The following is a 26,099-nucleotide window of genomic DNA, read 5'->3' on the forward strand; positions in this document are numbered from 1 at the left end:
AATTACCGCTAGGGCGGCCTTCTTATTCCAATATATGGGTGGCCGCCATGACCGATAAGTCGAATGTGGAATTCTCCGAGCGCGAGGCGCTGTTCTTCCACTCTACCGGCCGTCCCGGCAAGATCGAGATCATCGCGTCCAAGCCGATGGCCACGCAGCGCGACCTCTCCCTTGCCTATTCGCCCGGCGTCGCGGTGCCGGTGCGGGCGATCGCCGAAGACCCGGCGACCGCCTATGACTATACCGCCAAGGGCAATCTGGTCGCGGTCATCTCCAACGGTACGGCGATCCTGGGCTTGGGCAATCTGGGCGCGCTGGCGTCCAAGCCGGTGATGGAAGGCAAGGCGGTGCTGTTCAAGCGCTTCGCCGACGTCGATTCCATCGATATCGAGCTGAAGACCGAGGATGTCGACCGGTTCATCGATGCGGTCGAGCTGATGGAGCCGACCTTCGGCGGCATCAACCTTGAGGACATCAAGGCGCCCGAATGCTTCATCATCGAACAGACGCTCAAGGAGCGGATGAACATTCCGGTGTTCCATGACGACCAGCATGGCACGGCGATCATCGCGGCGGCGGGGGTCATCAACGCCGCGCTGCTGACCGGCCGCGACATGAAGGACATGAAGGTGGTGGTGAATGGCGCGGGGGCCGCCTCCATCAGCTGCACCGAGCTGATCAAGGCGCTGGGCGTTCCTCACGACAATGTCATCATGTGCGACAGCAAGGGTGTCATCTATCAGGGCCGTACCGAGGGCATGAACCAGTGGAAGTCGGCCCATGCGGTCCGGACCGACGCGCGCACGCTGGCCGAGGCGGTGAAGGGCGCCGACGTGTTCCTGGGCCTGTCGGTTGCCGGCGCCATGTCGCAGGACATGGTCAAGTCGATGGCGGACAAGCCGATCATCTTCGCCATGGCCAATCCCGACCCCGAAATCCTGCCGCCCGACGCCCACGCCGTCCGCCCCGACGTGATCGTCGCCACCGGCCGGTCGGACTTCCCCAATCAGGTGAACAACGTCCTCGGCTTCCCCTTCATCTTCCGCGGCGCGCTCGACGTGCGGGCGACCGGGATCAACGAGGCGATGAAGCTGGCCGCCGCCAAGGCGATCGCCGATCTGGCGCGCGAACAGGTGCCCGAGGAAGTGGCCAAGGCCTATGGCCGGTCGCACAGCTTCGGCCCGGACTATATCATTCCCGCCCCCTTCGACCCGCGCCTGATGGAAGTGGTGCCCGCCGCCGTTGCCGAGGCGGCGATGGCGACCGGCGTGGCGCAGAAGCCGATCGAGGACCTGGCCGCCTATCGCCAGTCGCTGAAGGCCCGTCTCAATCCCACCACCACCGTCCTCACCACCGCCTATGAAGTCGCCCGCGCCAACCCCAAGCGCGTGGTCTTCGCCGAGGCGGAGGAGGAGGTCGTGCTGCGTGCGGCGATCCAGTTCCGCGAGCATGGCTATGGCATCCCCGTGCTGGTCGGCCGCGGCCATGTGCTCGACAAGCTGAAGGAACTGGGAGTGCGCGACCCGGAGAGCTTCGAACTGCACAACAGCGTCAATTCGCCGCTGGTGCCCGAGATGGTCGATCTGCTCTACAAGCGGTTGCAGCGGCGCGGCTATCTGCGCCGCGACTGCGAACGGATGGTCAATCGCGATCGCAACATCTTCGGGTCTCTGCTGGTCAAGATGGGCGTCGCCGACGCGATGATCAGCGGTGTCACGCGCCCCTATGCGCAGACCCTGCGCGAAGTGAAGCGGGTGATGGACCCGGCGGCCGGCCGCACCCCCTTCGGCATCCATGTCATGGTGGCCAAGGACAAGACCGTGTTCCTGGCCGATACCACGGTGCATGAGCGGCCTTCCGCGGTCGAACTGGCCGATATTGCCGAGGGTACCGCTGCCGTCGCCCGGCGCATGGGCCATGATCCGCGCGTCGCCTTCCTGTCCTATTCCAATTTCGGCAACCCGCCGGGCAGCTTCCTCGACAATGTGCGCGATGCGGTGAAGGTGCTGGATATGCGGGACGTCGATTTCGAATATGAAGGCGAAATGACGCCCGACGCGGCGCTCAATCCCGCCGTCATGAAAAATTACCCGTTCAGCCGCCTGTCCGGCCCGGCCAATGTGCTGGTCATGCCGGGCCTGCAATCGGCCAATATCTCGGCCAAGCTGCTGCGCGAACTGGGCGGCACATCGATGATCGGGCCGGTGCTGGTCGGCATGGAGAAATCGGTGCAGATCGCCACCATGTCCTCCAACGCGTCGGAACTGCTGACCCTGGCCGTACTGGCGGCGGGCGGCACCGCGCTCTGAATCCCGATTATCGGCCGATCGCTGAGCATTGCTTGTCGGTCGGCCGCGCTTTTTCACTTGCAACGCTCCTGCCTCAGGCGACAGGGAAGGATGATGATCCGCCAAGGGAGCGACCAAGGGCATGAGCGTGGCCACCAGTTTCGATAGTGCGACCTTCCGGCGCGTGCTGGGCCACTATCCGACCGGCGTGTGCGTCGTGACCGCGGTAGAGGCGGACGGCGCGCCGGTGGGCATGGTCGTCGGCTCCTTCACCTCCGTGTCGCTCGATCCGCCGCTGGTCGCCTTCTTCCCGGCCAGGACGTCGGGCAGCTGGCCGCGGATCGAGAAGGTCGGGCGCTTCTGCGTCAATGTCCTTGCCAGCGACCAGACGCAGCTTTGCCGCCAGATCGCCGGGTCGGGAGCCGACAAGTTCGCCGGCATCGCCCATCGCGTCTCGGCCAATGGATCGCCGATCCTGGATGATGTGGTCGCCTGGATCGACTGCACGCTCGATGCGGTGCACGAGGCGGGCGATCATTATATCGTGCTCGGCCGGGTGGTGGCGCTGGAAGTGGAACGGCCCGGACGGCCGCTGCTCTTCTTTCAGGGCAATTACGGCGAATTTTCCCTGCTGGAGTGAAGGAAGGCGGCCTGCGGCGGCTTCTGCCATGGACAGGATGGATTGACGGTCAGCACCATCTTTCCGATATGTGACCGGCCGGACATGTGGGGGACATATTACTGCTCCTTAACCCATATTGCCTATGTCGGGCCCGTTGCCCCTGACCGGATCGCTGCATGACCGCGCTGCTCATCACCATCGACACGGAACTTTCTTCTTCGCTGCACCAGCGGGGCGCGAGCCTTGAGGAGAATCTGCGCCGGTCGATCTGGGCGGAAGCGCAGGGCCAGAAAGTCGGCATCGGCTGGCAGATGGACCGGCTTGATCGCCATGGCCTGAAAGGCGTCTTCTTCCTCGATCCCATGCCCGCGCTGGTGCATGGCGCCGATTTTCTCAAGCCCGTCGTCGGGGAGATCGTCCGGCGCGGGCATGAAGTACAGGCGCATATCCATACCGAATGGCTTGCCTGGGTGCGGCAGTCGCCTGTCGAAGGGCGACAGGGCCGCAATATCGGAGACTTCACGCTAGCCGACCAGATCGTCCTGCTGGGCCTTGCCAAACGGTTGCTGGAAGAGGCGGGAGCGCCGCCGATCACGGCCTTTCGCGCGGGGAATTTCGGCGCCAATGACGACACGCTCCGGGCGCTTGCGGCGATCGGCATCCTCTGGGACAGCAGTGTCAACCCGGCCTATCTCGGCCGGGATTGTCGCATATCGGCCGATTCCCGGCAGATTGGAGCGTTGCGCATGGGCGATGTGATCGAACTGCCGGTATCGGGCATCGCCGATCGGCCAGGGGGTTTTCGCCCGGCGCAGGTCTGCGCCATGTCGGCGGCGGAAATGCGCGCCGGAATGCGCCATGCCGCGCAGCAGGGCCATGATGCCTTCGTCGTCGTGACTCACAGTTTCGAAATGCTTTCGCGCGACCGCCGCCGCCCCAATGGTTCGGTCAAGGCGCGGTTTGAAGCGCTTTGCCGGGAAGCGGCCAGGATTCCGCCCCTGCGCGGCGCGGGCTTCCGCGATCTCTCGCCGGAAATGGCCGCCAGGCCCAGGCCGGATTTCACGCGCGCTCGGCCGAGCCGCTTGCGTACCGGCCTGCGCCTGGCGCAGCAGGCCTGGGCGACATGGCGCTATGAGCGCCGGCTGATGCCTGCGTGACGGATCGCCCCATTGCGCTGGTCGTCGGCCTCGAAAATGCGATCAGCCTGACGATTGTTCGGGAACTGGGCGAGCATGGCGTTTGCGTGCACGGAATCGCGCGCGATCCACTGGCGATCGCGGCCGTGTCGCGCCATTGCGCCGCAGTGATTCCGCGGCCTGACGGGCCTGCCTCGACCTGGCTGCCCGGCCTGATCGCCCGCACCGGCGCTCGCGCGGTTTTCGCCATTTCCGAAAATGACCTCATCGATCTGGCATCGTTGCCGCCGCGTATGGGGGATTGTCATCTGCTGGTGCCGCGGCCGGACCGGCTGGAGCGGGTGATCGACAAGCGGCGCACGCTCGATCTGGCCAAGCAGGCGGGATTGCGCGTGCCCCAGACCTGGCAGCCGCAGGCGGGGGAGGATTGCGCCGCGCGCGTCGCGGACATGCGCTACCCGCTGGTGGCGAAATGGGCCAATCCGCCGGATATCATGCCGGCCCTGGCCGATGCCGGGCTGGAATGGCTGAAGACCGAATATATTCGCACGCCCGAGCAGCTCATGGCGCTGCTGGATCGCTATGTTCCGCTGGGTCACTGGCCGATGATCCAGCAATATTGCCGTGGCGTGGGCCTGGGCCAGATGCTCTACATGCAGGATGGGCACGCCACCCTGTGTTTCCAGCATCGTCGCCTGCACGAATGGCCGCCCGAAGGCGGCGTTTCCACCCTGTGCCGGGCCGAGCCGACCGGCGATCACCGCGCGCAAATGGCCTTGTCGGAAAAGCTGCTTCATATCCTCGACTGGGAAGGGCAGGCGATGGTCGAATATCGCTATGATGCGGCGACCGGGGACTATTGGCTGATGGAGGTCAACGGCCGCTACTGGGGCAGCCTGCCGCTGGCCTGGCATTGCGGCGCTCACTTCGCCTGGGAAGCCTATCGGCGCACGGTACTGGGACAGGACGATCCGGCGCCTGCGCCGCGCGATGATCTGCGCGCCCGATACATGGTGCCGGAGACCAAGCGACTGGTCCGTCTGCTGTTGAAGCCGGGACGGATCGGCGATCCCTTCTTCCGCCGGCGTCCGGTTGCGGATCTGCTGGGCTATCTGCTGGGCTTCGTCGATCCGCGGACCCGCTATTATGTCTTCACGCCGTCCGATATCCGGCCCTGGCTGCGGGACATGATGCAGATGGTCAGGAAAGCCGTGCGCCGGGAAAGCTGACCGCCAACCGCGTGATCGCGTGATCGATCCGGGACAGGCATTGCGCCATATAGCGATCGTCCAGTCCATATGGGTCATGCAAATGCGGCATTAGGGGCCGGGTCCAGCGACCCAGCAACAGGCGCGGCAGATTCCGGACGCGCGGATCGGCGGCCAGACGGTGCAACTGCCGCACTTCCATGGCGAGCAGCAGGTCGCCTTCTTCCGGAACATAATCGGCCAGATCGATGGCGCGATGCGCGGACAGATCATGCCCCAGCGCTTCGGCTGTGGCGATGGCGAGGGGATGGGCCGCCCGCCCCGTCGTGGTCGACAGGCCGAAGGAGGCGGTGCGCAGGCCCAGCCGCCGTGCAGCGACATCGGCGAAGGCGCTGCGGCAGATATTGCCCTGGCAGACGAAGACCAGGCGGGTCACGCTGGCCGGATCGGGCCGACGGCTCGCCGAAAAGCCCAGCATCAGTTGCGGATAGGAGAGACAAAGGCGCACCAGCCCCCGCACGGTGCCGAAGTTGCGGCGGATCATGGATGGTGAAGGGATAAGCTGCGCATGAACCCTCGCTAGAGCATTCTGGAGTCGGCTGAAACAGCCGACGGCTCGCAATATGCGATCATCAAAGACAAATGGAACCGTGAACGCTTCGATCCCATCGGTCATGGTAGCGCGGGAAGTCTTGCCGTTCCGTTGCCATATCGCGGCTCCGGTGACTCGGGACCGGGATGTCTTGCGTCAGCGTAGGCCCGTTGTCGATCGGTCGCTCGCGATGGCGGCCGGTCAGACGTCGCCCATGCCATCCAGTTCCCGGTCGTCCCGGCCCAGCGCCACGAATTGGTCGAGCAGCCAGGAGGCGGCGGGACCGGGCGGCGTGTCGCGCCGCCATATGCCCGAAAAGCGATAAGTGCCGCCGCTGTGATCGGGCATGGCGAGGCGCACCAAGGTACCCGCCACCAGATCCGGCTCGATCATCGGCAGCGGCATATTGCCCCAGCCGATCCCCTCGCGCAGCAGCGCATGTTTTGCGCCGAGATCGGCCAGGCGCCAGGTCTTGGGACTGGACACCGAATAATCCTGCCCCTCGGTGAAGCGCGACCGGTCGGTCAGCACCAGCTGGGTATAGTCGCGCCCGGCACCCGGCAGGATCGTCTCCATCCGGCCGAGCGGATGATCGGGGGCGGCGACCGGCACCATCGGCACCGATCCGGCCGCCATGCTCTCTATCCCCTCGACGCCCGCCGATAGCGGGCCGGACAGGCCGATCACTGCGCCCTTGTCCAGCACCATGGCGACGATCGCGCCCAGCGCTTCGGCATGGAGGCGCAACTGCACCGTCGGAAATTCTTTCGCAAAGGCGCGCAGCACCTTGCCCAGTCGTTCGGCCGGCAGCATGACGTCGACCGCCAGATTGACCTCCGCCTCCAGCCCGTCGAGCAGCCCCTTCACCTTGGCGCGCAGCCCGTCGATCCCGTGCGAAATGGAGCGGACCTCCGCTAGCAGCGCGCGCCCGGCCACGGTTAGCTGCGGCTTCTTCGTCCCTTCCCGGTCGAACAGCAGCAATCCCAGCTGCGCCTCCAGATTGGCGATGCCATAGCTGATGACGGACACGGCGCGGTTGAGCTTGCGCCCCGCGCCGGCGAAGCTGCCCGTGTCGACGATGGTCAGGAAGATCCGCAACTGGTCGAAGGTCGGCGTGCCGGGATTATTCACTTTTCCATTTCCTCGAACAGTTAGACTGATTTTATCTCTCTGACCAAGAAAGTCGGCAAGGTCTAGAGCCATCTCCAACAGGGACGCCCACTTCCCTTGGCGGCGTCCCACAGGAGATACGGACATGATCGAACTTCGCCCTTTTGACAGCCTCGGCGGCGCTAACCATGGCTGGCTGGATGCCAAGCATCATTTCTCGTTCGCGGGCTATCATGACCCGAAGCGGATGCACTGGGGCAATCTGCGCGTCTGGAACGACGACACCATCGCGCCGCAGACCGGCTTCCCGCCGCACCCGCATCGCGACATGGAAATCATCACCTATGTCCGCGAAGGCGCGATCACCCATCAGGACAGCCTGGGCAACAAGGGGCGCACCGAAGCGGGCGACGTGCAGGTGATGAGCGCCGGCACCGGCATCCGCCATTCGGAATATAATCTGGAGGATGTGACCACGAAGATCTTCCAGATCTGGATTCTCCCCACCCGCGACGGCGAAGCGCCCAGTTGGGGTGCGCGACCCTTTCCCAAGGGCGAACGCTCCGGTCAGTTCGTGACGCTGGCGTCGGGCTATGAGAATGACAATGACGCGCTGCCGATCCGCACCGATGCGCGGATCGTCGCGGCGACGCTGAAGGCCGGTGACAGCGCCGAATATCCTACGGCCAAGGATCGCAAGGCCTATCTGGTGCCCGCGACCGGCGCGATCGAAATCGACGGCGTCCGCGTCAACGCTCGTGATGGCGTTGCGATCAGCGATCTCGACGTGATCCGCGTCACCGCGATCGAGGATAGCGAGATCGTGCTGGTCGACGCAGCCTGACGACAGGAGAGGGCGCGTAACCCGCGCGCCCTTTTCAACTCTATCGAACAGATCCACCGATTTTATCCCTCTGATCCGCAAAGTGTTGATGGGCTAGAAGGATTGCATCAGGACGAAGACGAAGGAGGCTCTGCCCATGCTGAACATCGCAACCCCGCGCCTCAGCCCCGCCGAATGGCAGGACGTGCAGGCCACCCTTTCCGCCGTCGCCGATTGCGGTTGCGGCCAGCCCGCCGCCGCCGGTTCGATGCGATCGCGCATCGCCCATGCGGTCGACGCGCTGATCGGGCCGAAGAAGGATGCCCCGGTGGCCCTGCCCACCCATCTGCTTCCGGTCCGCGATTTCCTCTGCGAAACCGGCCGTACCCGCCGGATCGCGGAACGCCATGTTCCCACGCTCGCCGCGCAGGGCTTTTCCCGCGGCCAGATCGAAGCGCTGGCGCTGCTCGGCGCCTGACCCTCCCATTTTCCGATCCCGAAAGGTCCAGTCCCATGTCCATCCGCACTTCCGAGGTCGACGGCGTCGACATGATCATCCTTCCCCCCGTCCGTGACCTGGGCGACGGCTTTTCCGTCCGCCGGGCGCTGCCGTCCGCGCATCGCCGCATGGTCGGGCCTTTCATCTTCTTCGACCAGATGGGCGAGGCAGTCTTCAACAGTGGCGAAGGGCTGGACGTCCGTCCCCACCCGCATATCGGCCTCGCCACCGTGACCTACCTGCTGGATGGTGAGATATTGCATCGTGACTCGGTCGGGTCGATCCAGCCGATCCGGCCGGGCGAGGTGAACTGGATGACGGCGGGCAGCGGCATCGTCCATAGCGAACGTACCTCCGACGAGAACCGCGCCAGGGGCGGCAAGCTGTTCGGCCTCCAGACCTGGGTTGCGCTGCCGACGCAGTTTGAGGAAACCGATCCCGGTTTTTCCCATCACAAAGCGCACGAGATTCCGACCATCGAGGATGCGGGGACGCGCCTCACCCTGATCGCGGGCAGCTCCGACGGCCTAGTGTCGCCGGTGAAGACCTATTCCGACATGGTCTATGCCGACATCGCGCTGCAGGACGGCGCGCGCTATCAGCTCAAGGCCGAGCATGTCGAACGCGCCATCTATGTCGTGGCGGGCGAGGTCGAGGTGATCGGCCAGACCGGCGGCTTTGCAACCGGGGAACTGGTGGTGTTCAAGCCCGGCGCGGAGATCGTCCTGCGGGCCAGGGGCGGTGCGCGGCTGATGCTGCTGGGCGGCGAGCCGCTGCCGGAGAAGCGCAACATCTACTGGAACTTCGTCTCTTCCTCGGCCGATCGGATCGAGCAGGCCAAGGCCGACTGGCAGGCCCAGCGCTTCGCCCCGGTGCCGGAGGAAAGCGAGTTCATCCCGCTGCCGGCCTGATATCACCCAAAAGCAAACGCCCGGTCTCTGGAGAGGCCGGGCGTTATGCTTTCTAGCTGCCGTTCGGGCCGCCGCTGCCGGGACCACCCGCACCGCCCATGCCGCCGGCGCCGACCGCGCCGATATTGCCGAAAATCTCGTCGAACAGGCTGCGATGGCGGCCCAGCGTCGGGGTCTTGTCGCCGGTCGGCGAGATGTGCGCGACCTGTTCCAGCCCCATGCGATCGACCGCCACGACGTTGCCGGCCGCGTCGAAGCGCACGCGCAGCACGGTCTGGTCGACCGGCTTGGGGTTGGAGAAGGCGAGCGAGCGCATGTTGCGCGAGACATAATACCAGTCCTGCTCACCGAATTGCGAGGCGAAGCTGGGGCGGCCCAGCGTGCCTTCCACCGATGCGCGATTGTCGATGCCGGGCTGGACCGAGTCCACCAGCAGCTTATCGACCTGATAGCCCTGATGCGTGCGGATGCGGGTGCAGGCTGACGTGCCGAGCAGCAGCGCGCTGAGGCCGACGGCGATCAAGACGCGCCCGCGGCGGGAATGGCGGCTGAACTGAGGCATGAACGTCTCCTGCGGGGGCATGTCCCGCGAACCCGATAAAACTGATGCCGCCATTGCATTGGGCGGCGCAGCGATCAATATGGAAATGCGCAAGCCCCGGCAAGGGGCGCAAAACATCGGACGGCGCGTGGCCGGCCGATCCGTCATGAAAAGCCGTCCCGATCATGCCCAGCACCTCCTCCTTCCTCCAGCGCTTCTTCGGTCGCACCGATCCGCGGGAGGGGTTGCGGCCGCTCTATCATGCGGTGGTCGGCGAAGGGCGGCAGCCGCACTGGTATGTGGACGGCGCCGTGCCCGACACGCTCGACGGCCGGTTCGACATGATCGTCGCCATATTGGCGCAGGCGCTGATCCGGCTGGAGCAGTTGGGCGCAACCCAGGAAAGCGTCTGGCTGACCGAGTTGTTCGTCGACGACATGGACGGGCAGTTGCGGCAGGAGGGCGTGGGCGATGTCGTGGTCGGCAAGCATGTTGGCCGAATGATGAGCGCGCTCGGCGGACGGATCAGCGCTTATCGTGCGGCGTTGACCGAAGGCGCGGATTTTGCTGAGGCGCTGCGCCGTAACCTCTATCGCGGCGCAGGCGTCGCCGATGCGGCGGTCGCTCATGTCGAGGGCAGGCTGCGCGAGCGCTGGACGCGGCTGGGTTGCCTGACGCGCGACGCCCTGCTGGCAGGAGATCTTGGATGACCGATACCCCTGAATTTTCCCGTCCCGTGAAGGCCGATCAGGTCAAGCGGCTGACCGGGGATACCCATATCGAAGCCGATGCGACCGAGCGCGAGGCATTGGCGCGCCGCTTCGGCCTGTCGTCCTTCGATCGGCTGGAGGCGGATTACAGCCTGACGGAAGAGAATGGCGCGATCATGGCGCGGGGACGGGTGCGCGCGGCGCTGGCCCAGCCCTGCGTCGCGACCGGTGTGCCGGTGCCCGAGACGATCGACACCGATTTCGTGCTGCGTTTCGTGGTCGAGGGCGAAGGCGTGCCCGAGGGCGAGGAACTGGAACTGGACGCCGAGGATTGCGACACGATCGGCTTTGACGGGCAGGTGGTCGATATGGGCGAAGCAGTGGCCGAGACGGTGGCGCTGGCGGTGACGCCTTTCCCGCGATCGCCGGATGCCGATACCTATCTGAAAGAGGCGGGCGTGCTGAGCGAGGAGCAGGCCAGCCCCTTCGCCGCGCTGCTTGGCCTCAAGGACAAGAAATAGACGATGCGGCGGCTGATCCCCGCCACGCTTTTGATTGGCGGGGCAGCGGGCGTGCAGGCGCGGCCGGCACGACGGATCTCGGCGCCCCTGATTGGTGAGACGATCGTGCGCGGCCAATGGGCCAAGGCGGAGAATCGCGCTGATTGCGCGCCGCTTGGTCTGGTGTCGGACGGGCGGGCGCAGGGTGTGGCGCGGGCCGCCAATTTCAGCGGCGGCTGGGCGGTGGCCTTCGACCTTCCCGGCATGCGCAGCGCCTATGGCTTTGCCGGGACCGGCCTGCTGCCCGATGATGACCAGCCCGATAGCGTCCAGCGCGAGCGGCTGACGAAGCAATGGCCATCGACGCGTGATCTGCGCAAGCTGCCCGCGCCCGCCTTCGCCGGTTATGGGCTGATGGGCGCAAAGCCCTATCCGGCCGCCAATCCGTCCGGCAAGGGGCTTGAATCGCTCGCCTATCTGCGGATCGGCGGGCAGCGCTGCACCTATAATGTCTGGAGCCGGTTGAGCCGCGCGCATCTCGAATCGCTGCTCGACAATCTGCGTATCCTTCGCTGACGACAGCTCCGGCGTTTCCCTTTCGTTCCGCGCTGTGGCATAGGGTGACGCCATGGACTCGCCGCTGCGCAAGATCATCCATATCGACATGGACGCCTTTTATGCGTCGGTGGAGCAGCGCGACGATCCCGCGCTGCGCGGCAAGCCGATCGCGGTGGGCGGCGGTGGGCCGCGCGGGGTGGTGGCGACATGCAGCTATGAAGCGCGCAAGTTTGGTGTGCGATCGGCCATGCCCGGTGCGCGGGCGCGGCGGCTCTGCACCGACCTCATTTTCGTGAAGCCCCGCTTTGAGGTGTATCGCGCCGTGTCCGCGCAGGTGCGGGAGATATTCAGCCGCTTCACCGACATGATCCAGCCGCTCTCGCTGGACGAGGCCTATCTGGACGTCACGGTGAACAAGTTCGGCATCGCGTCGGCGACGCAGGTGGCCGAAGAGATCAGGCGGATGATCCGGGAGGAAACCGGTCTCACCGCATCGGCCGGCGTGTCCTACAACAAGCTGATCGCCAAGCTGGCGTCGGACCAGAACAAGCCCGACGGCATCTGCGTGGTGCGGCCGAGCGAGGGGGCGGCCTTCATCGCCGCCATGCCGGTGCGGCGCATCCATGGCGTGGGGCCGGTCACGGCGAAGCGGATGCAGGAACTGGGGATCGAGACCGGCGCGGACCTGCGCGACCGCGACATGCGCTTTCTCCACGCCCATTTCGGCAGTTCGGCCGACTATTATTACCGCGCCTCTCGCGGCGAGGACGACCGGCCAGTGCGCGAACGGCAGGAGCGCAAGTCGGTGAGCGTCGAGGATACGTTCTTCGACGATCTGGTCGAGGAGGCGGCTCTGGTGGCGGAACTGGACCGGATCGCGGCGAATCTCTGGACCCGGATCGAGAAGGCGCAGGCCTGGGGCCGGACGGTGGTGCTGAAGGTGAAGTTCGCGGATTTCCGCATCATCACCCGGTCGCGCAGCTTTTCAGCGCCGGTGCGATCGCCGGATCAACTGGCGCAGGCGGCGCGGGACTTGCTGCGGGCTCAGTTGCCGCTGCGCATGGGCGCGCGGCTATTGGGGCTGGGGGTGCATAATCTGGAGGCGGAAGAAGAAGGCGAACAGGGCGAGCAGCTCGCCCTGTTGCTGTGACGCCTGTCAGAAGGGCAGCCAGTTCCGCTTTTCGGTGAACTTCATGTAACCGGCGTTGACGCCCAGCCGATAGCCCACCCCCAGCCGGATCGGGATCAGCACAACATTACCCCAGCGCAGATAGCTCGCGGTGAAGCCGCCCACCAGATAAGCGGTGCCCTCCGCCGCTGGGAAGCGGTGGTAGAGATCCTGCGTATCGTAGAGATTATAGACCAGCACGAAAGTGTTGGACGCGTTGCCGCCGACGTCGAAGCCGATCGACGGGCCGGTCCAGTAGACCTCGCGCTTGCCCTCAATCTTGTGGTTGAGCGTGCCGGAGCCATAACGCAGCCCGACGACGAAAGCGCCCGACGCCTCGCGACCGGCGATATAGGCGTTGGGGCGGCCCTGATCCTTCAGGATCTTCTCGATGATGCCGGCCAGACCTTCCGCGCCCTTGCCAAACACGCCTTCGGCCGCGCCGATCAGATCATCCTGCTGATAGGAATCCCCCGGCGCAATCGTGGAGGGCGGCGAATCGGCCGTCACTGGCGCGCCGGTTGCCGTAGTGCCGCTGGAAGGCGGTGCGGTGACGGGAGGCGGCGGATTATAGCTGGTGCCGCTGTTTGGGCTGACGCTGGTATCCACGCCCGGATCGGTCGGCGCGCTGTTGGCGGGCGGCGGCGGAGCGAGGTCGGCGTCGATCGCCGTATTGGGATCGATGGTGCGTACCTGCGCCGAGGCGACGACCGGCGATAGCGCCATGCCCGCCAGCGCGGCGACCAGTGCGGCTGCGCGCGCGATGCGGACGCCATTGCGCCCATTGATGCCGATCATGCCCGATACTCCCCGGAAGCCCGCTCTTGAAACCATAGTCCAGATTATCGGCTTCGAAGCTGAAACGACAATGAACGAACGGCGACCCGAGTCCATTCCACGCCGGATCGAATCCGATAATCGCCGCATAGCGTAAAAAATCCGCACTGAGGACCGTTGCCATGCCGCAAAGCCCTCGCTATAGCCGCGCCCAGCCACTGCTCCTCTCCACAAGAGAAGGGCAAATCCGTGCGGAGACGTGGGTGAGTGGCTGAAACCAGCGGTTTGCTAAACCGTCGTAGCCTTAAGGGGCTACCGAGGGTTCGAATCCCTCCGTCTCCGCCACTTTTCTTTTCCGATGATGAGAAAACGCCTTCGCCTTCGGGCGGAGGATCGTGGCATTTGCAGCTCTGGCGACTGCCGGTTTCCGAAAAGATGGCGATTGCAAACGATGCCCGATCGCGGGCGCCGGTCACGACGCGTCAGCACCGGCGTCGGGCAACAAAAAAGCGGCTGTCGCCAGCCGCTTTTTAGAGTTCTTGGCCCTGCCAGAAACATGGTGCCCAGAAGAGGACTCGAACCTCCACGACCTTGCGATCGCCAGCACCTGAAGCTGGTGCGTCTACCAATTCCGCCATCTGGGCACGGGGTAGGAGGGCGCCTCTAGCGGGTGGCCCCGAAGCTGTCAACGCATTGTCTGTAGGGGGAGTGTGTTTTTGGCCTCTGCCAAAAAATGGTGCCCAGAAGAGGACTCGAACCTCCACGACCTTGCGATCGCCAGCACCTGAAGCTGGTGCGTCTACCAATTCCGCCATCTGGGCACGGGGTAGGAGGGCGCCTCTAACGGTGGCCCCCGAAGCTGTCAACGCACGGCCCGCATTATTTTTTGGGTTTCGCAAAAAAGCCGGTTTAAGGGCAGGCGACGCCGTCTTGTCCAGGATATGAAAACGCCCATGACCATCGCCGATCCCGCGCCGCCCGCCTTCCTCACCCGCCCTGACGGCTTGCGCCTGGCCTATCGCCATAGCGAAGGGACCGGGCCGACGCTGATCTTCCTGCCGGGCTACATGTCCGACATGGAAGGTGGGAAGGCGGTGGCGTTGCATGGCTGGGCGCAGGCGCAGGGACGGGCGATGCTGCGGCTCGACTATGTCGGCAATGGCGCGAGCGAGGGGCGTTTTGCCGATGGCACGCTGGCGAGCTGGCGCGACGATGTGCTGCTGTTCCTCGATACGCTGATCGAGGGGGCTGTGGTGCTGGTCGGATCGTCGATGGGCGGCTGGCTGGCCTTGTTGGTAGCGCTGGCGCGGCCCGATCGGGTGGCGGGCGTGGTCGGCATCGCTGCCGCACCGGATTTCACGGAGTGGGGCTTTACCGACGCGGACAAGGCGCTGCTGCGGACCGAGGGGCGGATCGAGGAACCGACGCCCTATGGCGACCAGCCCTATGTGACGACGCTGGGATTCTGGGAATCGGGACAGGCGCTGCGGCTGCTGGAGACGGAGATCGCGATCGACTGTCCGGTACGGCTGCTCCACGGGCAGGCCGATGCCGACGTGCCGTGGGAGATTGCGATCAGGAGCGCGGCGCGCCTGCGTTCATCCGATGTGCAGACGCTGCTGGTTAAGGATGGCGACCATCGCCTTTCCCGCGACGGCGACATCGCTCTGCTGATCCGCACCGTCGCCAGCCTGCTGGACATATTGTGATGCCCTTTTTCCTGCCGCTCCTGCTTCAGGCCTATGATCCCGAGATCGAGGCGGTGATGAATCGCAGCCGCAAGCAGAAGCAGGAGGAAAGGGCGGCCGCGGCGGCTGCGGCCACCCCGCCGGCGGCCGGTAGCACCCCGGCGCGGGAGGATGGCCGGATTCCCGTGCCCGCCAAATTCGCCGCCCCCTTTCAGGCCTGCCTCGACCAAGCGATCGAATCGCCCGATGCCGGGGTCGCCTTCGCGCAGAAATGGCGGATCGAGGGGGGCAGCTTCTACGCGCGCCATTGCATGGGCTTCGCCTATGCCCGTGCCGAGCGATGGACGCCGGCGATTGTCGCCTTCGAGCAGGCGGCGGAGGAGGCCGAGCGCGGCGGCGAAATGGCGCAGAGCGCGCGGCTGTGGGCGCAGGCGGGCAATGCCGCGCTGGCGAGCGGCGATGCGGCCAAGGCGCGCACCGATTTCGACGCGGCGCTGGCGCGCGGTCTGCCCGACGGGATGGAGAAGGGCGAGGTGCATCTCGACCGGGCGCGGGCGCTGGTGGCGCTGGGCGACACGGACGGCGCGCGCGATTCGCTGGACGTCGCGCTGGCGCAGGCGCCGAAGGATCCGCTCGGCTGGCTGCTGTCGGCGACGCTGGCGCGGCGATCGGGCGAATTGAGCCTGGCGCAGGCGCATATCGCCCGGGCTGTGCAATTGTCGCCCGATGACGCGTCGGTCGCGCTGGAAGAGGGCAATGTCGCCATCCTCACCGATCATGAGGATGTAGCGCGATCGGCCTGGCAGCGTGCGGTCAGGCTGGCGCCGGATGCGCCAGCAGGCAAGGCGGCGGCGGACAATCTGACGCGGCTGCCGACAGGGAAGTCAGGCGACAAGCCGACGGGCTGACCTGGAGCGGTGGACGATGGGATTGTATCGTTCACGCTTCTATCGTCTTTTGATGACCGCATTCCGCGAGCCGTCGGCTGTTCCAGCCGACTTCAGAATGCTCTGGCAAGATTTCGTCACGGAACTCCTCGGCAGCCGGCCGGTTCGCTTCTGTGCGGCGGGCCTGGCAAAGGAGACAGCGACATGGACAATCGAATCAAGGGCGCGTTCGCGATCGGCCTGCTCGTGATCGGCGCTGCTGCCACGAGCGGTTGCTCGCGCGGAGCGACGCGTGGCGGCCTGATCGGCGGCGCGGGTGGTGCGGTGGTCGGCAGTGCGACCGGCCTTGGCACCACCGAGGGCGCGATCATCGGCGGTACGGCGGGCGCGATCATCGGCGACAAGAGCGACTGTTCACGCAAGGAGCGCCGCCGCGGCAAATGTTGAGCCGGTCCAGTCCGTCTATTTCAGGTAGAAGTCGACGGTCGTGACGACGCGGACCTTCTTGTAGGGCGTATCGCTGCCCCCGTCGCCGCCGCCTTCGCCATCGCGGGCGTCGATCGAGAAATAGCCCTGGGTCGCGCTCTTGATGCCGCCGACGCCTGCGCCCGAATCCTTGGCGAATTGTTCGGCGGCGGCGCGCGCGTCCCTGGTGGCGGCGGCGACCATCGGCGGCTTGACGTCATTCAATTTGGTGAAGCTGTAGCGCATGCCCGACCCTTCCTGTAGCGTCACGCCGCGCCGGACGAGGTCGAACTGCTGGGCGACCGCCTTTTGCGCGCGGGCGATATCGGTGGTGCGCAACAGCATCCGCTGGGTGATGGTGATCGTGTTGACACCGTTGTTCAGCCATTGATTCACGCCTGCGCCGACCGGCTTCAGTTCCTCGGGCTTGAAGCCCAGACTCTTGAAATAGGCCTGCAATTCCCTGGTGTTGTTGTCGATTTCGGTGCGCACGGTCGGCAGGTCGAAGCCGGTTGCCGAATAGCTGATCGACCAGGTGGCAAGGTCGGCCGTCACGTCCTTCTCGGCAAGGCCGCGCACCGTGACCGAGCGATCGGCCGCCTTGGCGCGCGTCAGGCCGTCGCCCAGAAGATAGCCCCCGGCCACCATGCCGATGGCGAGCAGCGCGGCGCTGCCCAGAAATACCTTGTCCCGCATATCCAGTGCCATGCTGCTTCCCTCTTCCGTCCGGTGCCATGCGACCTTATCTATAAGGCATATCTGCCATCCATGAGATGAACCGTTGCTTTATGGCGACGAATGGAGACGACATGCCCAAATATCTGCACACCATGATCCGCGTCGCCGATGTCGACAGGACCAAGGGCTTTTTCGAGCTGCTCGGCCTTGAGGAGGTGAAGCGCATCACCAGCGAGCAGGGCCGATTCACCCTCGTCTATCTGGCCGCGCCGGGCGACGAGGATGCACAGGTCGAACTGACCTACAACTGGCCGGCTGAGGATGGCACGCCGGCGGAAGTCTATGGCGAGGGACGCAATTTTGGCCATATCGCCTATCGGGTCGATAATATCTACGATACCTGCCAGACGCTGATGGACGCGGGCGTGACGATCAACCGGCCGCCGCGTGACGGGCACATGGCCTTCATCCGCACCCCCGACAATATCTCGATCGAGCTGTTGCAGGACGGGCGGCTGGAGCCGGCCGAACCCTGGGCGTCGATGCCCAATATCGGCCACTGGTAAGCGCCATGCTGGAGGTTGTCCGCATCCCCGTCCTCAACGACAATTATGTCTGGCTGCTGCACGACGATGCGAGCGGCGAGACGGTGGCGGTCGACCCCGCGGTGGCGGACCCGGTGCTGGACGCCGCCCGCGTGCGGGGCTGGACCATCGGTCAGATCTGGAACACCCACTGGCATGGCGATCATGTCGGCGGCAATGCGGCGATCAAGGCGGCAGCACAGGCATGGGGCGGCTGCATCATCACCGGGCCTGCGGCGGAGGCGGAGAAGATCGGCACGCTCGACCGGACGGTGGGCGAGGGCGACCAGGTCCGCATCGGCGACCATGTCGCGACGGTGATGGCGGTGCCCGCGCATACGGCGGGGCATATCGCCTATCATCTGGCGGAGGATCGAATCGTCTTCGTCGGCGACACGCTCTTCGCCATGGGCTGCGGCCGGCTGTTCGAGGGGACGGCGGCGCAGATGTTCGACAATATGGCGAGGCTGGCGGCCTTGCCCGCCGACACGACCGTCTATTGCGCGCATGAATATACGCTTTCCAACGGCCGTTTCGCGCTGACGGTGGAGCCGGACAATGCAGCGCTGGCGGCGCGCGTGGTGGCCGTCGAGGCTGCGCGGGCGAAGGGCGAGGCGACGGTGCCGACCAGTATCGGTGCGGAGCGGGACACCAATATCTTCATGCGCGCGCGCAACGTTGCCGAGCTGGCCGCCCGGCGCGCTGCGAAGGATGCGGCCTGACGGCTTTTGCCTTATGATGCCGTCTTCAAATCGATACGATATGGAGAATCGCGATGCGCGCGTGGATCTGGATGGCGCCCTTGCTGCTGGCGGGCTGCACCGGCAGCTATGAGCCGCGACCGCTGACGGACAAGCAGGCTGCCGAACTTGACAAGGCGCTGGCCGGCAAGGTGCCCGGCGAGAAGACGAGTTGCATCAATCGCGAGCCGCAGACCAACCTGACGGTAATCAGCAACAATGTGCTGCTCTATCGGGTCAGCAAGAAGCTGGTCTACAAGAATGAGCTGATCGGCAGTTGCAACGGCCTGACCTATGGCGACACGATGATCGTGCGCAGCTTTGGGTCGCAACTGTGCCGGGGCGATTTCACGACGACCGCCAATTTGCAGACCGGCATGACGTCGGGCGCCTGCGCGCTGGGCGATTTCATCCCCTATCGAACGCCGCCTGGCAAATGACGGCATGACCGCGCGTCTGAGCGGAAGCGCTTGTCAGCACAGCGCTTTGCGCCTTTGATGCGCACATGAGCGCGTCATCCCTTTTCCCATGGCGTTATGGGATGTTCCTGGCCCTGTTGGCGGTGATCGCGCCGCTGGCGATCCTGCTGCCCTGGCATGAGGCGGTGATGTCGGGGTTCGACATTGCCGCTCTGGCCTTCATGATCTCGGTGGTGCCGTTGATCGATGCCGATGCGGCATCGATGCGGCGCAAGGCGCTCGCAAATGACGCCAATCGCGGACTGATGCTGTTGCTGACCGGGATCGTCAGCCTGGTGATTTTGGTCGCGGTGGGGGTGGCGATCAGCCAGCATGGCGGGCCGGATGGCATCAGCATCGCCTTGTTGCTGGCGACCCTGCTGATCGCCTGGCTCTTTTCCAACCTCGTCTACGCGATGCATTATGCCCATATCTTCTACCTGCCCGGTAAGGACGGGAAGGATCGGAGCGGGCTGGATTTTCCCGACACGGACGAGCCGGCCTATTGGGATTTCCTCTATTTCGCCTTCACCCTGGGCATGACCTTCCAGACGTCGGATGTGTCGGTGACGGCGACCGGGATGCGCCGGACGGTGCTGTTCCAGTGCCTTGCGGCCTTCCTGTTCAACCTCGGCATCCTGGCCTTCACCATCAATGTGCTGGGCGGATCAGGCGGCTGATTCCCAGCGGCCGGGCTTGGTTTCCTCGCTGTCGGCCATGGCGTCGATCGAGCGCCACCATTCGTCGACTGCGGGGCGGAAGGCGGCGAGATGGCCGTGCCGGGGCCGGGCGAACCAGCCCTTGCCGCTGCGATAATAAAGCCAGCGGGAATCGCAGTTGAGCGGCACCTGTTCGAACCGGAGTGGATGGTTCGGGAGAGAGTCGTCATCGATCTGTCGCAATTGCCCGGGAATGTCGCGGACGCTGCCATCGGGAAACTGCACGGCGATGGACATGGATCTTTCCTCTTATCTTGCCCGCTCGGTCTGCATAACGATCTGAAATCATTTCGGTTCATCCCTCATCATCGCATTTGCGACGAATCGCCGACCCTGATCCTCTCCTGCTTTCACGGCTTGATTACCTATTTTTGCTAAAGGCTGATGACGATGAGCAAGGCCGATCCCTGTCCCACCTCCGCCGTCAGCCATGGCGTCGGCATTGCCGGCCTGTTCGGGCTTGCCCTCTGGACGCTGGTCGCGCGCCATTATGGCATGAACGGACCCAATGCCGGGCTGGCGGCCGTGGTCGCCTGCGGCCTGCCGATGGTGCTGTGGTCGCTGGTCGTCGACAAGGTGCATCGCAACGCGTCCACCGGGATCGACTGGCAAAGGACGCCGCGCCCCCTGCGCGAGGTGCTGGACATCAGCATCGTCAAGATCGCCGGGCTATGGGCGACCTGGCTCGCCATCGCCATCTTCTATTGCATCGCGCGCTGGTACTGGAGCGGCAATTATCGCTTCTCGATGGACCTGTTCATGAACGCCGCGCCCTGGCTGCTGGTCGCGTCCATCCCCTATATCCTCTGGATCGACCGGCGGCTGGTGGAGCCGAGGGACGCATCCTACAGTTTCGGTCAGTGGGTGATCGGCGGCGTGGCGGGGCAGCCGGACATGGTCCAGGTCGCGCATCATGCCCGCGCCTGGGCGGTGAAGGGCTTCTTCCTCGCCTTCATGATATCGATCGTGCCGGGTAATTTCGCCAATGTGGTCAACTGGCGGATCGCCGACGCCTTCGCTCACCCGGTGGCGCTGGCCGGATTCCTGATCGCGGTCATGTTCATGATCGACGTCTGCCTCGCGACGGTCGGCTATATCCTGACCTTCAAACCGCTGGATTCGCATATCCGCACCGCCAACCCCTATCTGGGCGGCTGGCTCGCGGCGTTGATCTGCTATCCGCCCTTCGTGCTGATGGGCGGCGGCGGGCCGCTCGACTATCATGCCGGCGGCGCGGAATGGGATGTCTGGACCCAAGGGTCGACTGCGTTGCAATGGCTGTTGGGCGGCTGGCTGGTGCTGCTGACCGCCCTCTATGCCTGGGCGACGGTGGCGTTCGGCCTGCGCTTTTCCAACCTCACCCATCGCGGCATATTGACCCACGGTCCCTATCGCTGGACGCGGCACCCGGCCTATTTGTCCAAGAATCTCTTCTGGTGGTTTTCGGCGTTGCCCTTCCTGTCAGTCAGCGGCTCGCTGACCGACATGGTGCGCAACTGCGCGATGCTGGCGCTGACCAATGCCGTCTATTATTGGCGCGCAAAGACCGAGGAGCGGCATCTGTCGGCCGACCCGGACTATCGCGCCTATAGCGAGTGGATGGAGCGCAACGCCCCTGTCCCGCGCCTGTTCGCCTGGTTGACCGGGCGGAAGCGCGAGACGGACGCGGTGGCGCAGCCGGCCGAGTAAGGGTTAGAGCGGGACGACATGTGTTTGAATCATGGGATTCCTAATGAGGGGAGTCTCTGGTTCAAGATGCTTGCCGGGATTGGAGGCGAGCGATCATGGCGAATGATCTTAGGGTGCCTGATGAGGGCATGTCCTGCCACGGGACGGCAGTGCGCTTTGGCATTGCGGCAAGTTCGGCAATCAAATGGGTGCAGCGGGTTCCCCGGTCTTTGAGCCGACTTTTCGACGACCGGCCATGCCGGCGTTCGGATTTTCGGGGTATGCAAACAATCGCACAAGTGGACATGGTCGCGGCTTGGGCTGCGGCGGTCGCAATGAAGCGCGATCGAGCATGAACGAGAATCTGCCATCGGTTTTGCGGCACGCATATTCTTGGTGGACGGACAGAATGTTGTAAGGCGTCGAATACTCAGCATTTCAAGGAAGTTTCATGTCCCAGCCTCTGTCCCGTCGTCATGCACTCGCGCTGCTGTCGGGAGGCGCCTTCATGGCGGCGGCGGGGCCATCGATAGCGTCGGCTGCGGCTGCAAAACCCTTTTTCATGGATGGCCTGAGCTTCCTTCCGGACGATCTGGAGCAATTGTCCGTCGCCCATCTGGATGGCATCATCTGCGACATTTCCGAGATCGAGGAGGTGCGCGACGCCGATGGCACGCCGCGCTATCTGCGCACCTACGCCAAATGCAGCGCCGCCCTCGATCGCGTCAGGGTACGTCTGGCCGACAGCAGGGCGGCCTATGTGGCGCTCAAGGGATCGGACATCGGTAAAAGACCGGGCTGTGCCGTCTTCCTGCAATTCCAGTCCTGCGAGCCGGTGGGCACCGATCTGTCGCGCCTCGCCGATTTTCATGCGCGGGGGCTGCGCGTGCTGCAATTCACCCATCACAACGATAATCTGTTCGCCGGCGGCGCGATCGAGCCGCACTGGAGCGGCCTGACGCCGCTGGGTGTCGAGGGACTGGCGGAGATGAACCGCCTGCGCATCGTCCCGGACGTGTCGCACGGTTCGGAGCCGACTATGCTTGAAGCGGCCCGGCGCAGCAAGACGCCGATCCTGCTGTCGCATGGCGCGTGCAAGGCGATCGTCGACCATCCCCGCTGTGCATCCGACACCGTCATCCGCGCGATCGCCGACAAGGGCGGCATGATGGGCATCTTCATGATGAGTTTCTGGCTGACCCGCGATGCGGTGCCAACCACCGATCATCTGGTCGCGCAGTTGCGCCACGTCATCAACATCGGCGGGATAGAGGCCGTCGGCATCTCCAATGATTTCCCGATCGACGGGCAGGAAAATCTGGTGAAGCTGAACAACGACAATGCGGAGGGCGTGAAGGAATATCTGGAATGGTGGCGGGCCATGGACAAGCTCGGCATCCCCGGCTTCGCGCAGGATCCGCACCATGTCGTCATCCCGGCGCTCAATGATATCCATCGTATGGACAGCATCGCCGCGGCGCTCGAAAAGGCGCGGTTCCGTGGGCGCGAGATCGACCGGATCATGGGCGGCAACTGGCGGCGGGTGATGACCGACATACTCGGCTGATCGGACCGGTGGCATGAAAAAGGGGCGCCCGGATGGAGCGCCCCTTTTTTCCTGCAAGCGGCGGCCCCGGTCGGAACCGGGGCAGCAACCGTCAGAAGCGGAAGTCCACGCCCGCATAGAGCATGCGGCCATAGAGGTCGTAGGTGTTCGCCGACGTCTGGGTGCCGGGGAAGGTCACGACATTGGTGTCGCCGAAGATCGGCGGCTTCTTGTCGAAGACATTGTCGACGCCGAAATACAGCTCGTAGGTCTTCTTCTTGTCGAGGCCGATGCGCAACTGGGCATCATGATACCAGAAGGCGCCGGTGCTGATCGGAGCAGGCTTGGTCAGGTCGTCCTTGACATTGCTCATGTAATTGACGCGCCAGTTGAGCGAGACATTCTCCAGCGAGAAGGTGGCCGAGACATTGAATTTGTCGCGGAAACCGGTGCCCAGGCGACCGCAGCTATAGCAGTCGAGCTGGCCCACTTCCTTCTGGGTCGGACCGCCGGGGAAGGAGGTCTGCTGCTGCTTGAGCAGATGAGTCCAGTAGCCGCTCAGGTCCAGCTTGCCGGTCTCGCCGATGTTCATGCTGTAGCGGATCTGCGTATCGATGCCCGACACCAGGAAGGAACCGGTGTTGAGGTTGAACGCATCGACCTGGGTCACGCGGCCATTGGCGTCGCGCGTGATGTTGTTGCAGAACAGATCCTCGCCACCGCCGGTGAGGCATTCGTCAAGCGACGTCTGCTGGCCGATGATGCCGATCGCGTTCTGCACCTTGATCCGGTAGTAATCGACCGTGACGCTGAGGTTCGGGATGAAGCGGGGCGTCAGCACCGCGCCCAGGGTCAGCGTCTTGGCGGTTTCTTCCTGCAGGTTCGGGTTGCCGCCAACGAAGCCGTTGATGTTCTGGATCTGCGCGGTGGAATAGACGAAACCGGCGCCGGCAGCCGCTGCCGCGATGGCAGGGTTGTTGAGGCAGGCCGCCGGAATGGACGCCTTGACCCCATTCCAGGAATCGCCGGCACCCTGCGCCTGGTCGCACGGATCGATGACGGCCGGGAAGGTTTCGCTCTGCGCCGAATAGAGTTCGCTGATGCTCGGCGCGCGGGTGGCTTCCGAATAGATGCCGCGGAAGCGGATGTCGCGCACGGGCGCCCATTCGCCGCCGGCCTTCCAGCTCCACACGCCGCCGACGGTCGAATAGTCAGCGTAGCGCACAGCGCCTTCCAAGCCCAGATAATGGAAGAAGGGACGCTCCGACAGGATCGGGGCGACGACTTCGAGGAAGGCTTCCTTCACATTATATTTGCCGCGCGTGTCCGACAGCATGTTGCCCAGCGTGTCGCCATTGTTGGTGGCTTCGTCGAAATTCTCCGAGCTGGATTCGCGGCGATATTCGAAACCGGTCGCGAAGCTGAGCGCGCCGCCGGGCAGTTCGAACAGGTCGCCCGAAATGGTGGCCGAGAAGACGTCCTGCTTCACGCGGGCGTCATAAGTCGACCGCTGGCCGCCATTGGTGACATAGTCGGCGGCTGCGGCCGAAACCGTGTTGAAGCCGAAGATGTTGATGGGCGCGCAGGCGGGATCATTGTTGGTCGGATCGGCGTCGACATTGATCGAGCAGACCGGGCCGTTGGGACCGGCGACAGCGTTCAGGGCGTTGACATAGTTCGGGCCAAGGATGGTGCCGGACGAGGTCTTGTCCTTCATTTCGCCGTGGGTGTAATAGAGTTCCCACTTGAACTTTTCCGCGAGCGTGCCACGGGCGCCGCCCACCACGCGCCAGGTTTCGCGATCGTTGCGGTTGCTGCGATCGAAAATATCGTTCGAACGGCGGCGGAACGGCAGGGCGGTGACGCCGGCGGCGACCATCGCATCGCGGATCTGCTGCGGAATGAATGGGTTGGTGATCGGAATGCCGGCATAGGGCGTGCCATCGGCATTGGTCAGGTCGGTGTCGGCGACTGCCTGCGGCTCCAGGCTGGAGCGCGACTTGCTCTTGGCATATTCGAATTCGCCGAACAGTTCGACGTCATCCGAAATCTCGTACTTGGCCAGGCCCGACGCCAGATAGCGCTCGACCGGCAGACCGAGATAACGGTCGTTGTTGCGGTTATAGCCGTCGATGTTGGCGCTCTGATAATTTTTCAGATTGTTCGCCTGGTCGAAGGTGAAGGTGTTGGCGCCCGGCGCGAAGGAACCGTTGGGGCTGAAGAGACCCTGGGCCGCGAAGGAGCTGCGGTTCGGCATGTCGTTGGCCGAGAAGCTGCGGCTACGCGAACGCAGGCCGTTGTCCTTGTCGTAACTGCCGTTGACGACGATATGGCCGCGGCCGTCCGCGAAGGCGGTGCCGCCGGTCACGGTCGCCAGATAGCGGCCGGCGTCGCCGCGGCTGCTCAGCGTGTTCTGGCCATGGAAGCGCAGGCCCTGGAATTCATCGTCGAGGATGAAGTTCACGACGCCCGCAATCGCTTCCGAACCATAGACGGCCGACGCGCCGCCGGTCACGACCTGGACTTCCTTGATGAGGTCGGTCGGGATGGTGTTGAGGTCGACGATCGAGGTGCCGGGCAGGCCCGCGACGAAACGGCGGCCGTTGACGAGCACCAGGGTGCGCGACGAACCGAGGTTGCGCAGGTTGACGGTCGCCTGACCGTTGCCGGTGGTCGAGAAGTTGGACGAGGTGCGGCTGATATTCTGGCCGACGGCGGGCAGTTCGGCGAGCACGTCCTGAATGTTGGCGGCGCCGGTCTGCGCGATCTTTTCCTGCGAGACGACCGCAATGGGCACTGACGCGCTGAGGTCGGGGCGGGCGATGCGCGATCCGGTGACGACGATCGTCTCGGCGCCGGCATCAGCGTCCGATCCCTGTGCCTCCTGGGCGAGGGCGGGGACGGCGGCAGATGCTGCAACGCCAAGGATCATGGAGGCCACGCCGCAACGCAGCGCGCTCATCTTCCGATTGTTGTTCAAGTTTCAAGTCCCTTGCTTGTAACGCCGGGACTTGCGCCCCGGTTCGCGTTCATCCGTAGCGGAGGTGAACGGTACCCTCCCGACCCACCGTTGACGGCCACGCGGAAGCCGGATGCGTGCCCCTTGCCGGACACGCTGTAAAGATCGTCAGGGCGACGCCCGCCGATTTTATGTCGGAGTGTTACAATGTTGCAACAAGCGCACTACAAAGGCCGGGATCGCCCGTTCGATGCGGCGTTTCCC

At 64.6% G+C, this 26,099-nt stretch carries 27 protein-coding genes and 3 tRNA genes; 21 read left to right on the forward strand and 9 right to left on the reverse strand.

Annotated elements, in window-relative coordinates; translation table 11 throughout:
• The first annotated feature begins 47 nt into the window (after nucleotides 1-47).
• From DM806_RS23290 to DM806_RS23305, 4 genes are all read left to right on the forward strand, one after another.
• Nucleotides 48-2,309: an NADP-dependent malic enzyme gene (locus tag DM806_RS23290; RefSeq protein WP_179045540.1), complete on the forward strand. Its 2,262-nt coding sequence runs from the start codon at nucleotides 48-50 to the stop codon at nucleotides 2,307-2,309.
• Nucleotides 2,310-2,430: 121 nt separating this feature from the next.
• The gene (locus tag DM806_RS23295; RefSeq protein ID WP_179045541.1) at nucleotides 2,431-2,928 is read left to right on the forward strand and encodes a flavin reductase family protein; all 498 of its coding nucleotides are present in this window, start codon (nucleotides 2,431-2,433) and stop codon (nucleotides 2,926-2,928) included.
• A gap of 158 nt (nucleotides 2,929-3,086) precedes the next feature.
• Entirely contained in the window at nucleotides 3,087-4,067 is a 981-nt protein-coding gene (locus DM806_RS23300) for a polysaccharide deacetylase family protein (protein ID WP_179045542.1), read from the forward strand.
• Nucleotides 4,064-5,275: a carboxylate--amine ligase gene (locus DM806_RS23305; protein WP_179045543.1), complete on the forward strand. Its 1,212-nt coding sequence runs from the start codon at nucleotides 4,064-4,066 to the stop codon at nucleotides 5,273-5,275. The genes DM806_RS23300 and DM806_RS23305 overlap by 4 nt, the downstream gene beginning before the upstream one ends.
• Here the strand turns inward: DM806_RS23305 and DM806_RS23310 are convergent.
• On the reverse strand, nucleotides 5,247-5,798 hold the full coding sequence (locus DM806_RS23310) for an arsenate reductase/protein-tyrosine-phosphatase family protein (protein ID WP_179045544.1): 552 nt from the start codon (nucleotides 5,796-5,798) through the stop codon (nucleotides 5,247-5,249). The two genes, DM806_RS23305 and DM806_RS23310, sit on opposite strands and share 29 nt — an antisense overlap.
• Before the next feature lie 249 nt (nucleotides 5,799-6,047).
• Nucleotides 6,048-6,977, reverse strand: a complete 930-nt coding sequence (locus DM806_RS23315) for a LysR family transcriptional regulator (RefSeq protein WP_179045545.1) — start codon at nucleotides 6,975-6,977, stop codon at nucleotides 6,048-6,050.
• Between the two features lie 124 nt (nucleotides 6,978-7,101).
• Between DM806_RS23315 and DM806_RS23320 the strand changes: the two genes are divergently transcribed.
• The 3 genes from DM806_RS23320 (at nucleotide 7,102) to DM806_RS23330 (ending at nucleotide 9,189) form a co-directional block, all read left to right on the forward strand.
• Nucleotides 7,102-7,800: a pirin family protein gene (locus DM806_RS23320; RefSeq protein WP_179045546.1), complete on the forward strand. Its 699-nt coding sequence runs from the start codon at nucleotides 7,102-7,104 to the stop codon at nucleotides 7,798-7,800.
• Between the two features lie 136 nt (nucleotides 7,801-7,936).
• Nucleotides 7,937-8,257 carry a hypothetical protein gene (locus DM806_RS23325; protein WP_179045547.1) on the forward strand — a complete coding sequence of 107 codons (321 nt, stop codon included), beginning with the start codon at nucleotides 7,937-7,939 and terminating at the stop codon, nucleotides 8,255-8,257.
• 35 nt (nucleotides 8,258-8,292) lie between these two features.
• Nucleotides 8,293-9,189: a pirin family protein gene (locus tag DM806_RS23330; protein WP_179045548.1), complete on the forward strand. Its 897-nt coding sequence runs from the start codon at nucleotides 8,293-8,295 to the stop codon at nucleotides 9,187-9,189.
• Between the two features lie 52 nt (nucleotides 9,190-9,241).
• On the opposite strand, the gene DM806_RS23335 is transcribed toward DM806_RS23330, so the two are convergent.
• Entirely contained in the window at nucleotides 9,242-9,751 is a 510-nt protein-coding gene (locus tag DM806_RS23335; RefSeq protein ID WP_179045549.1) for an outer membrane protein assembly factor BamE, read from the reverse strand.
• Nucleotides 9,752-9,915: 164 nt separating this feature from the next.
• On the opposite strand from DM806_RS23335, the gene DM806_RS23340 reads away from it, so the two are divergent.
• The 4 genes from DM806_RS23340 to dinB are packed head-to-tail and all read left to right on the forward strand — an operon-like array spanning nucleotide 9,916 to nucleotide 12,648.
• Nucleotides 9,916-10,440 (forward strand): ubiquinol-cytochrome C chaperone family protein, encoded by a 525-nt coding sequence (locus DM806_RS23340; protein WP_179045550.1) that lies wholly within the window; start codon nucleotides 9,916-9,918, stop codon nucleotides 10,438-10,440.
• On the forward strand, nucleotides 10,437-10,961 hold the full coding sequence (locus DM806_RS23345) for a DUF177 domain-containing protein (RefSeq protein ID WP_179045551.1): 525 nt from the start codon (nucleotides 10,437-10,439) through the stop codon (nucleotides 10,959-10,961). Before DM806_RS23340 ends, DM806_RS23345 begins: the two co-directional genes overlap by 4 nt.
• Before the next feature lie 3 nt (nucleotides 10,962-10,964).
• Entirely contained in the window at nucleotides 10,965-11,516 is a 552-nt protein-coding gene (locus DM806_RS23350) for a hypothetical protein (protein WP_179045552.1), read from the forward strand.
• Between the two features lie 52 nt (nucleotides 11,517-11,568).
• A complete protein-coding gene (gene dinB / locus DM806_RS23355; protein WP_179045553.1) occupies nucleotides 11,569-12,648 on the forward strand; it encodes a DNA polymerase IV in 1,080 nt (359 codons plus the stop codon).
• Nucleotides 12,649-12,654: 6 nt separating this feature from the next.
• Here the strand turns inward: dinB and DM806_RS23360 are convergent, their stop codons facing one another.
• The gene (locus DM806_RS23360; RefSeq protein WP_179045554.1) at nucleotides 12,655-13,464 is read right to left on the reverse strand and encodes a DUF1134 domain-containing protein; all 810 of its coding nucleotides are present in this window, start codon (nucleotides 13,462-13,464) and stop codon (nucleotides 12,655-12,657) included.
• A gap of 232 nt (nucleotides 13,465-13,696) precedes the next feature.
• Between DM806_RS23360 and DM806_RS23365 the strand changes: the two genes are divergently transcribed.
• Nucleotides 13,697-13,788 (forward strand) — tRNA-Ser (locus tag DM806_RS23365).
• Nucleotides 13,789-14,000: 212 nt separating this feature from the next.
• Here DM806_RS23365 and DM806_RS23370 read toward each other — a convergent pair.
• Nucleotides 14,001-14,087 (reverse strand) — tRNA-Leu (locus tag DM806_RS23370).
• A gap of 90 nt (nucleotides 14,088-14,177) precedes the next feature.
• Nucleotides 14,178-14,264 (reverse strand) — tRNA-Leu (locus tag DM806_RS23375).
• A gap of 132 nt (nucleotides 14,265-14,396) precedes the next feature.
• On the opposite strand from DM806_RS23375, the gene DM806_RS23380 reads away from it, so the two are divergent.
• The 3 genes from DM806_RS23380 (at nucleotide 14,397) to DM806_RS23390 (ending at nucleotide 16,465) form a co-directional block, all read left to right on the forward strand.
• Nucleotides 14,397-15,152 carry an alpha/beta fold hydrolase gene (locus DM806_RS23380; RefSeq protein ID WP_179045555.1) on the forward strand — a complete coding sequence of 252 codons (756 nt, stop codon included), beginning with the start codon at nucleotides 14,397-14,399 and terminating at the stop codon, nucleotides 15,150-15,152.
• Entirely contained in the window at nucleotides 15,152-16,039 is an 888-nt protein-coding gene (locus DM806_RS23385) for a tetratricopeptide repeat protein (protein ID WP_179045556.1), read from the forward strand. Before DM806_RS23380 ends, DM806_RS23385 begins: the two co-directional genes overlap by 1 nt.
• Before the next feature lie 183 nt (nucleotides 16,040-16,222).
• Nucleotides 16,223-16,465 (forward strand): hypothetical protein, encoded by a 243-nt coding sequence (locus DM806_RS23390; RefSeq protein ID WP_179045557.1) that lies wholly within the window; start codon nucleotides 16,223-16,225, stop codon nucleotides 16,463-16,465.
• 15 nt (nucleotides 16,466-16,480) lie between these two features.
• Here DM806_RS23390 and DM806_RS23395 read toward each other — a convergent pair whose 3' ends face one another.
• On the reverse strand, nucleotides 16,481-17,191 hold the full coding sequence (locus DM806_RS23395) for an SIMPL domain-containing protein (protein WP_179045558.1): 711 nt from the start codon (nucleotides 17,189-17,191) through the stop codon (nucleotides 16,481-16,483).
• A 101-nt stretch (nucleotides 17,192-17,292) separates the two neighbouring features.
• Here DM806_RS23395 and DM806_RS23400 point away from each other — a divergent pair, with 101 nt between their 5' ends.
• From DM806_RS23400 to DM806_RS23415, 4 genes are all read left to right on the forward strand, one after another.
• Nucleotides 17,293-17,727: a VOC family protein gene (locus DM806_RS23400; protein ID WP_179045559.1), complete on the forward strand. Its 435-nt coding sequence runs from the start codon at nucleotides 17,293-17,295 to the stop codon at nucleotides 17,725-17,727.
• 5 nt (nucleotides 17,728-17,732) lie between these two features.
• Nucleotides 17,733-18,467, forward strand: coding sequence for a hydroxyacylglutathione hydrolase (gene gloB / locus DM806_RS23405; protein ID WP_179045560.1), 735 nt, complete (start codon nucleotides 17,733-17,735; stop codon nucleotides 18,465-18,467).
• Between the two features lie 53 nt (nucleotides 18,468-18,520).
• Complete coding sequence (locus DM806_RS23410) at nucleotides 18,521-18,925, forward strand: hypothetical protein (protein WP_179045561.1); 405 nt, start codon at nucleotides 18,521-18,523, stop codon at nucleotides 18,923-18,925.
• 65 nt (nucleotides 18,926-18,990) lie between these two features.
• Nucleotides 18,991-19,623 carry a DUF1345 domain-containing protein gene (locus DM806_RS23415; RefSeq protein WP_179045562.1) on the forward strand — a complete coding sequence of 211 codons (633 nt, stop codon included), beginning with the start codon at nucleotides 18,991-18,993 and terminating at the stop codon, nucleotides 19,621-19,623.
• Here DM806_RS23415 and DM806_RS23420 read toward each other — a convergent pair.
• A complete protein-coding gene (locus tag DM806_RS23420; protein ID WP_179045563.1) occupies nucleotides 19,612-19,899 on the reverse strand; it encodes a hypothetical protein in 288 nt (95 codons plus the stop codon). The two genes, DM806_RS23415 and DM806_RS23420, sit on opposite strands and share 12 nt — an antisense overlap.
• 153 nt (nucleotides 19,900-20,052) lie before the next feature.
• On the opposite strand from DM806_RS23420, the gene DM806_RS23425 reads away from it, so the two are divergent.
• Both DM806_RS23425 and DM806_RS23430 read left to right on the forward strand, forming a co-directional pair.
• Nucleotides 20,053-21,351: a methyltransferase family protein gene (locus DM806_RS23425; RefSeq protein ID WP_256869450.1), complete on the forward strand. Its 1,299-nt coding sequence runs from the start codon at nucleotides 20,053-20,055 to the stop codon at nucleotides 21,349-21,351.
• A gap of 430 nt (nucleotides 21,352-21,781) precedes the next feature.
• Nucleotides 21,782-22,897: a membrane dipeptidase gene (locus DM806_RS23430; protein ID WP_179045565.1), complete on the forward strand. Its 1,116-nt coding sequence runs from the start codon at nucleotides 21,782-21,784 to the stop codon at nucleotides 22,895-22,897.
• Between the two features lie 91 nt (nucleotides 22,898-22,988).
• Here DM806_RS23430 and DM806_RS23435 read toward each other — a convergent pair whose 3' ends face one another.
• On the reverse strand, nucleotides 22,989-25,856 hold the full coding sequence (locus DM806_RS23435; RefSeq protein WP_256869451.1) for a TonB-dependent receptor domain-containing protein: 2,868 nt from the start codon (nucleotides 25,854-25,856) through the stop codon (nucleotides 22,989-22,991).
• Nucleotides 25,857-26,099 lie beyond the last annotated feature (243 nt).

This window comes from Sphingobium lactosutens, from assembly GCF_013393185.1.
In the GTDB taxonomy this organism is placed as follows: Bacteria; Pseudomonadota; Alphaproteobacteria; order Sphingomonadales; family Sphingomonadaceae; genus Sphingobium; species Sphingobium lactosutens_A.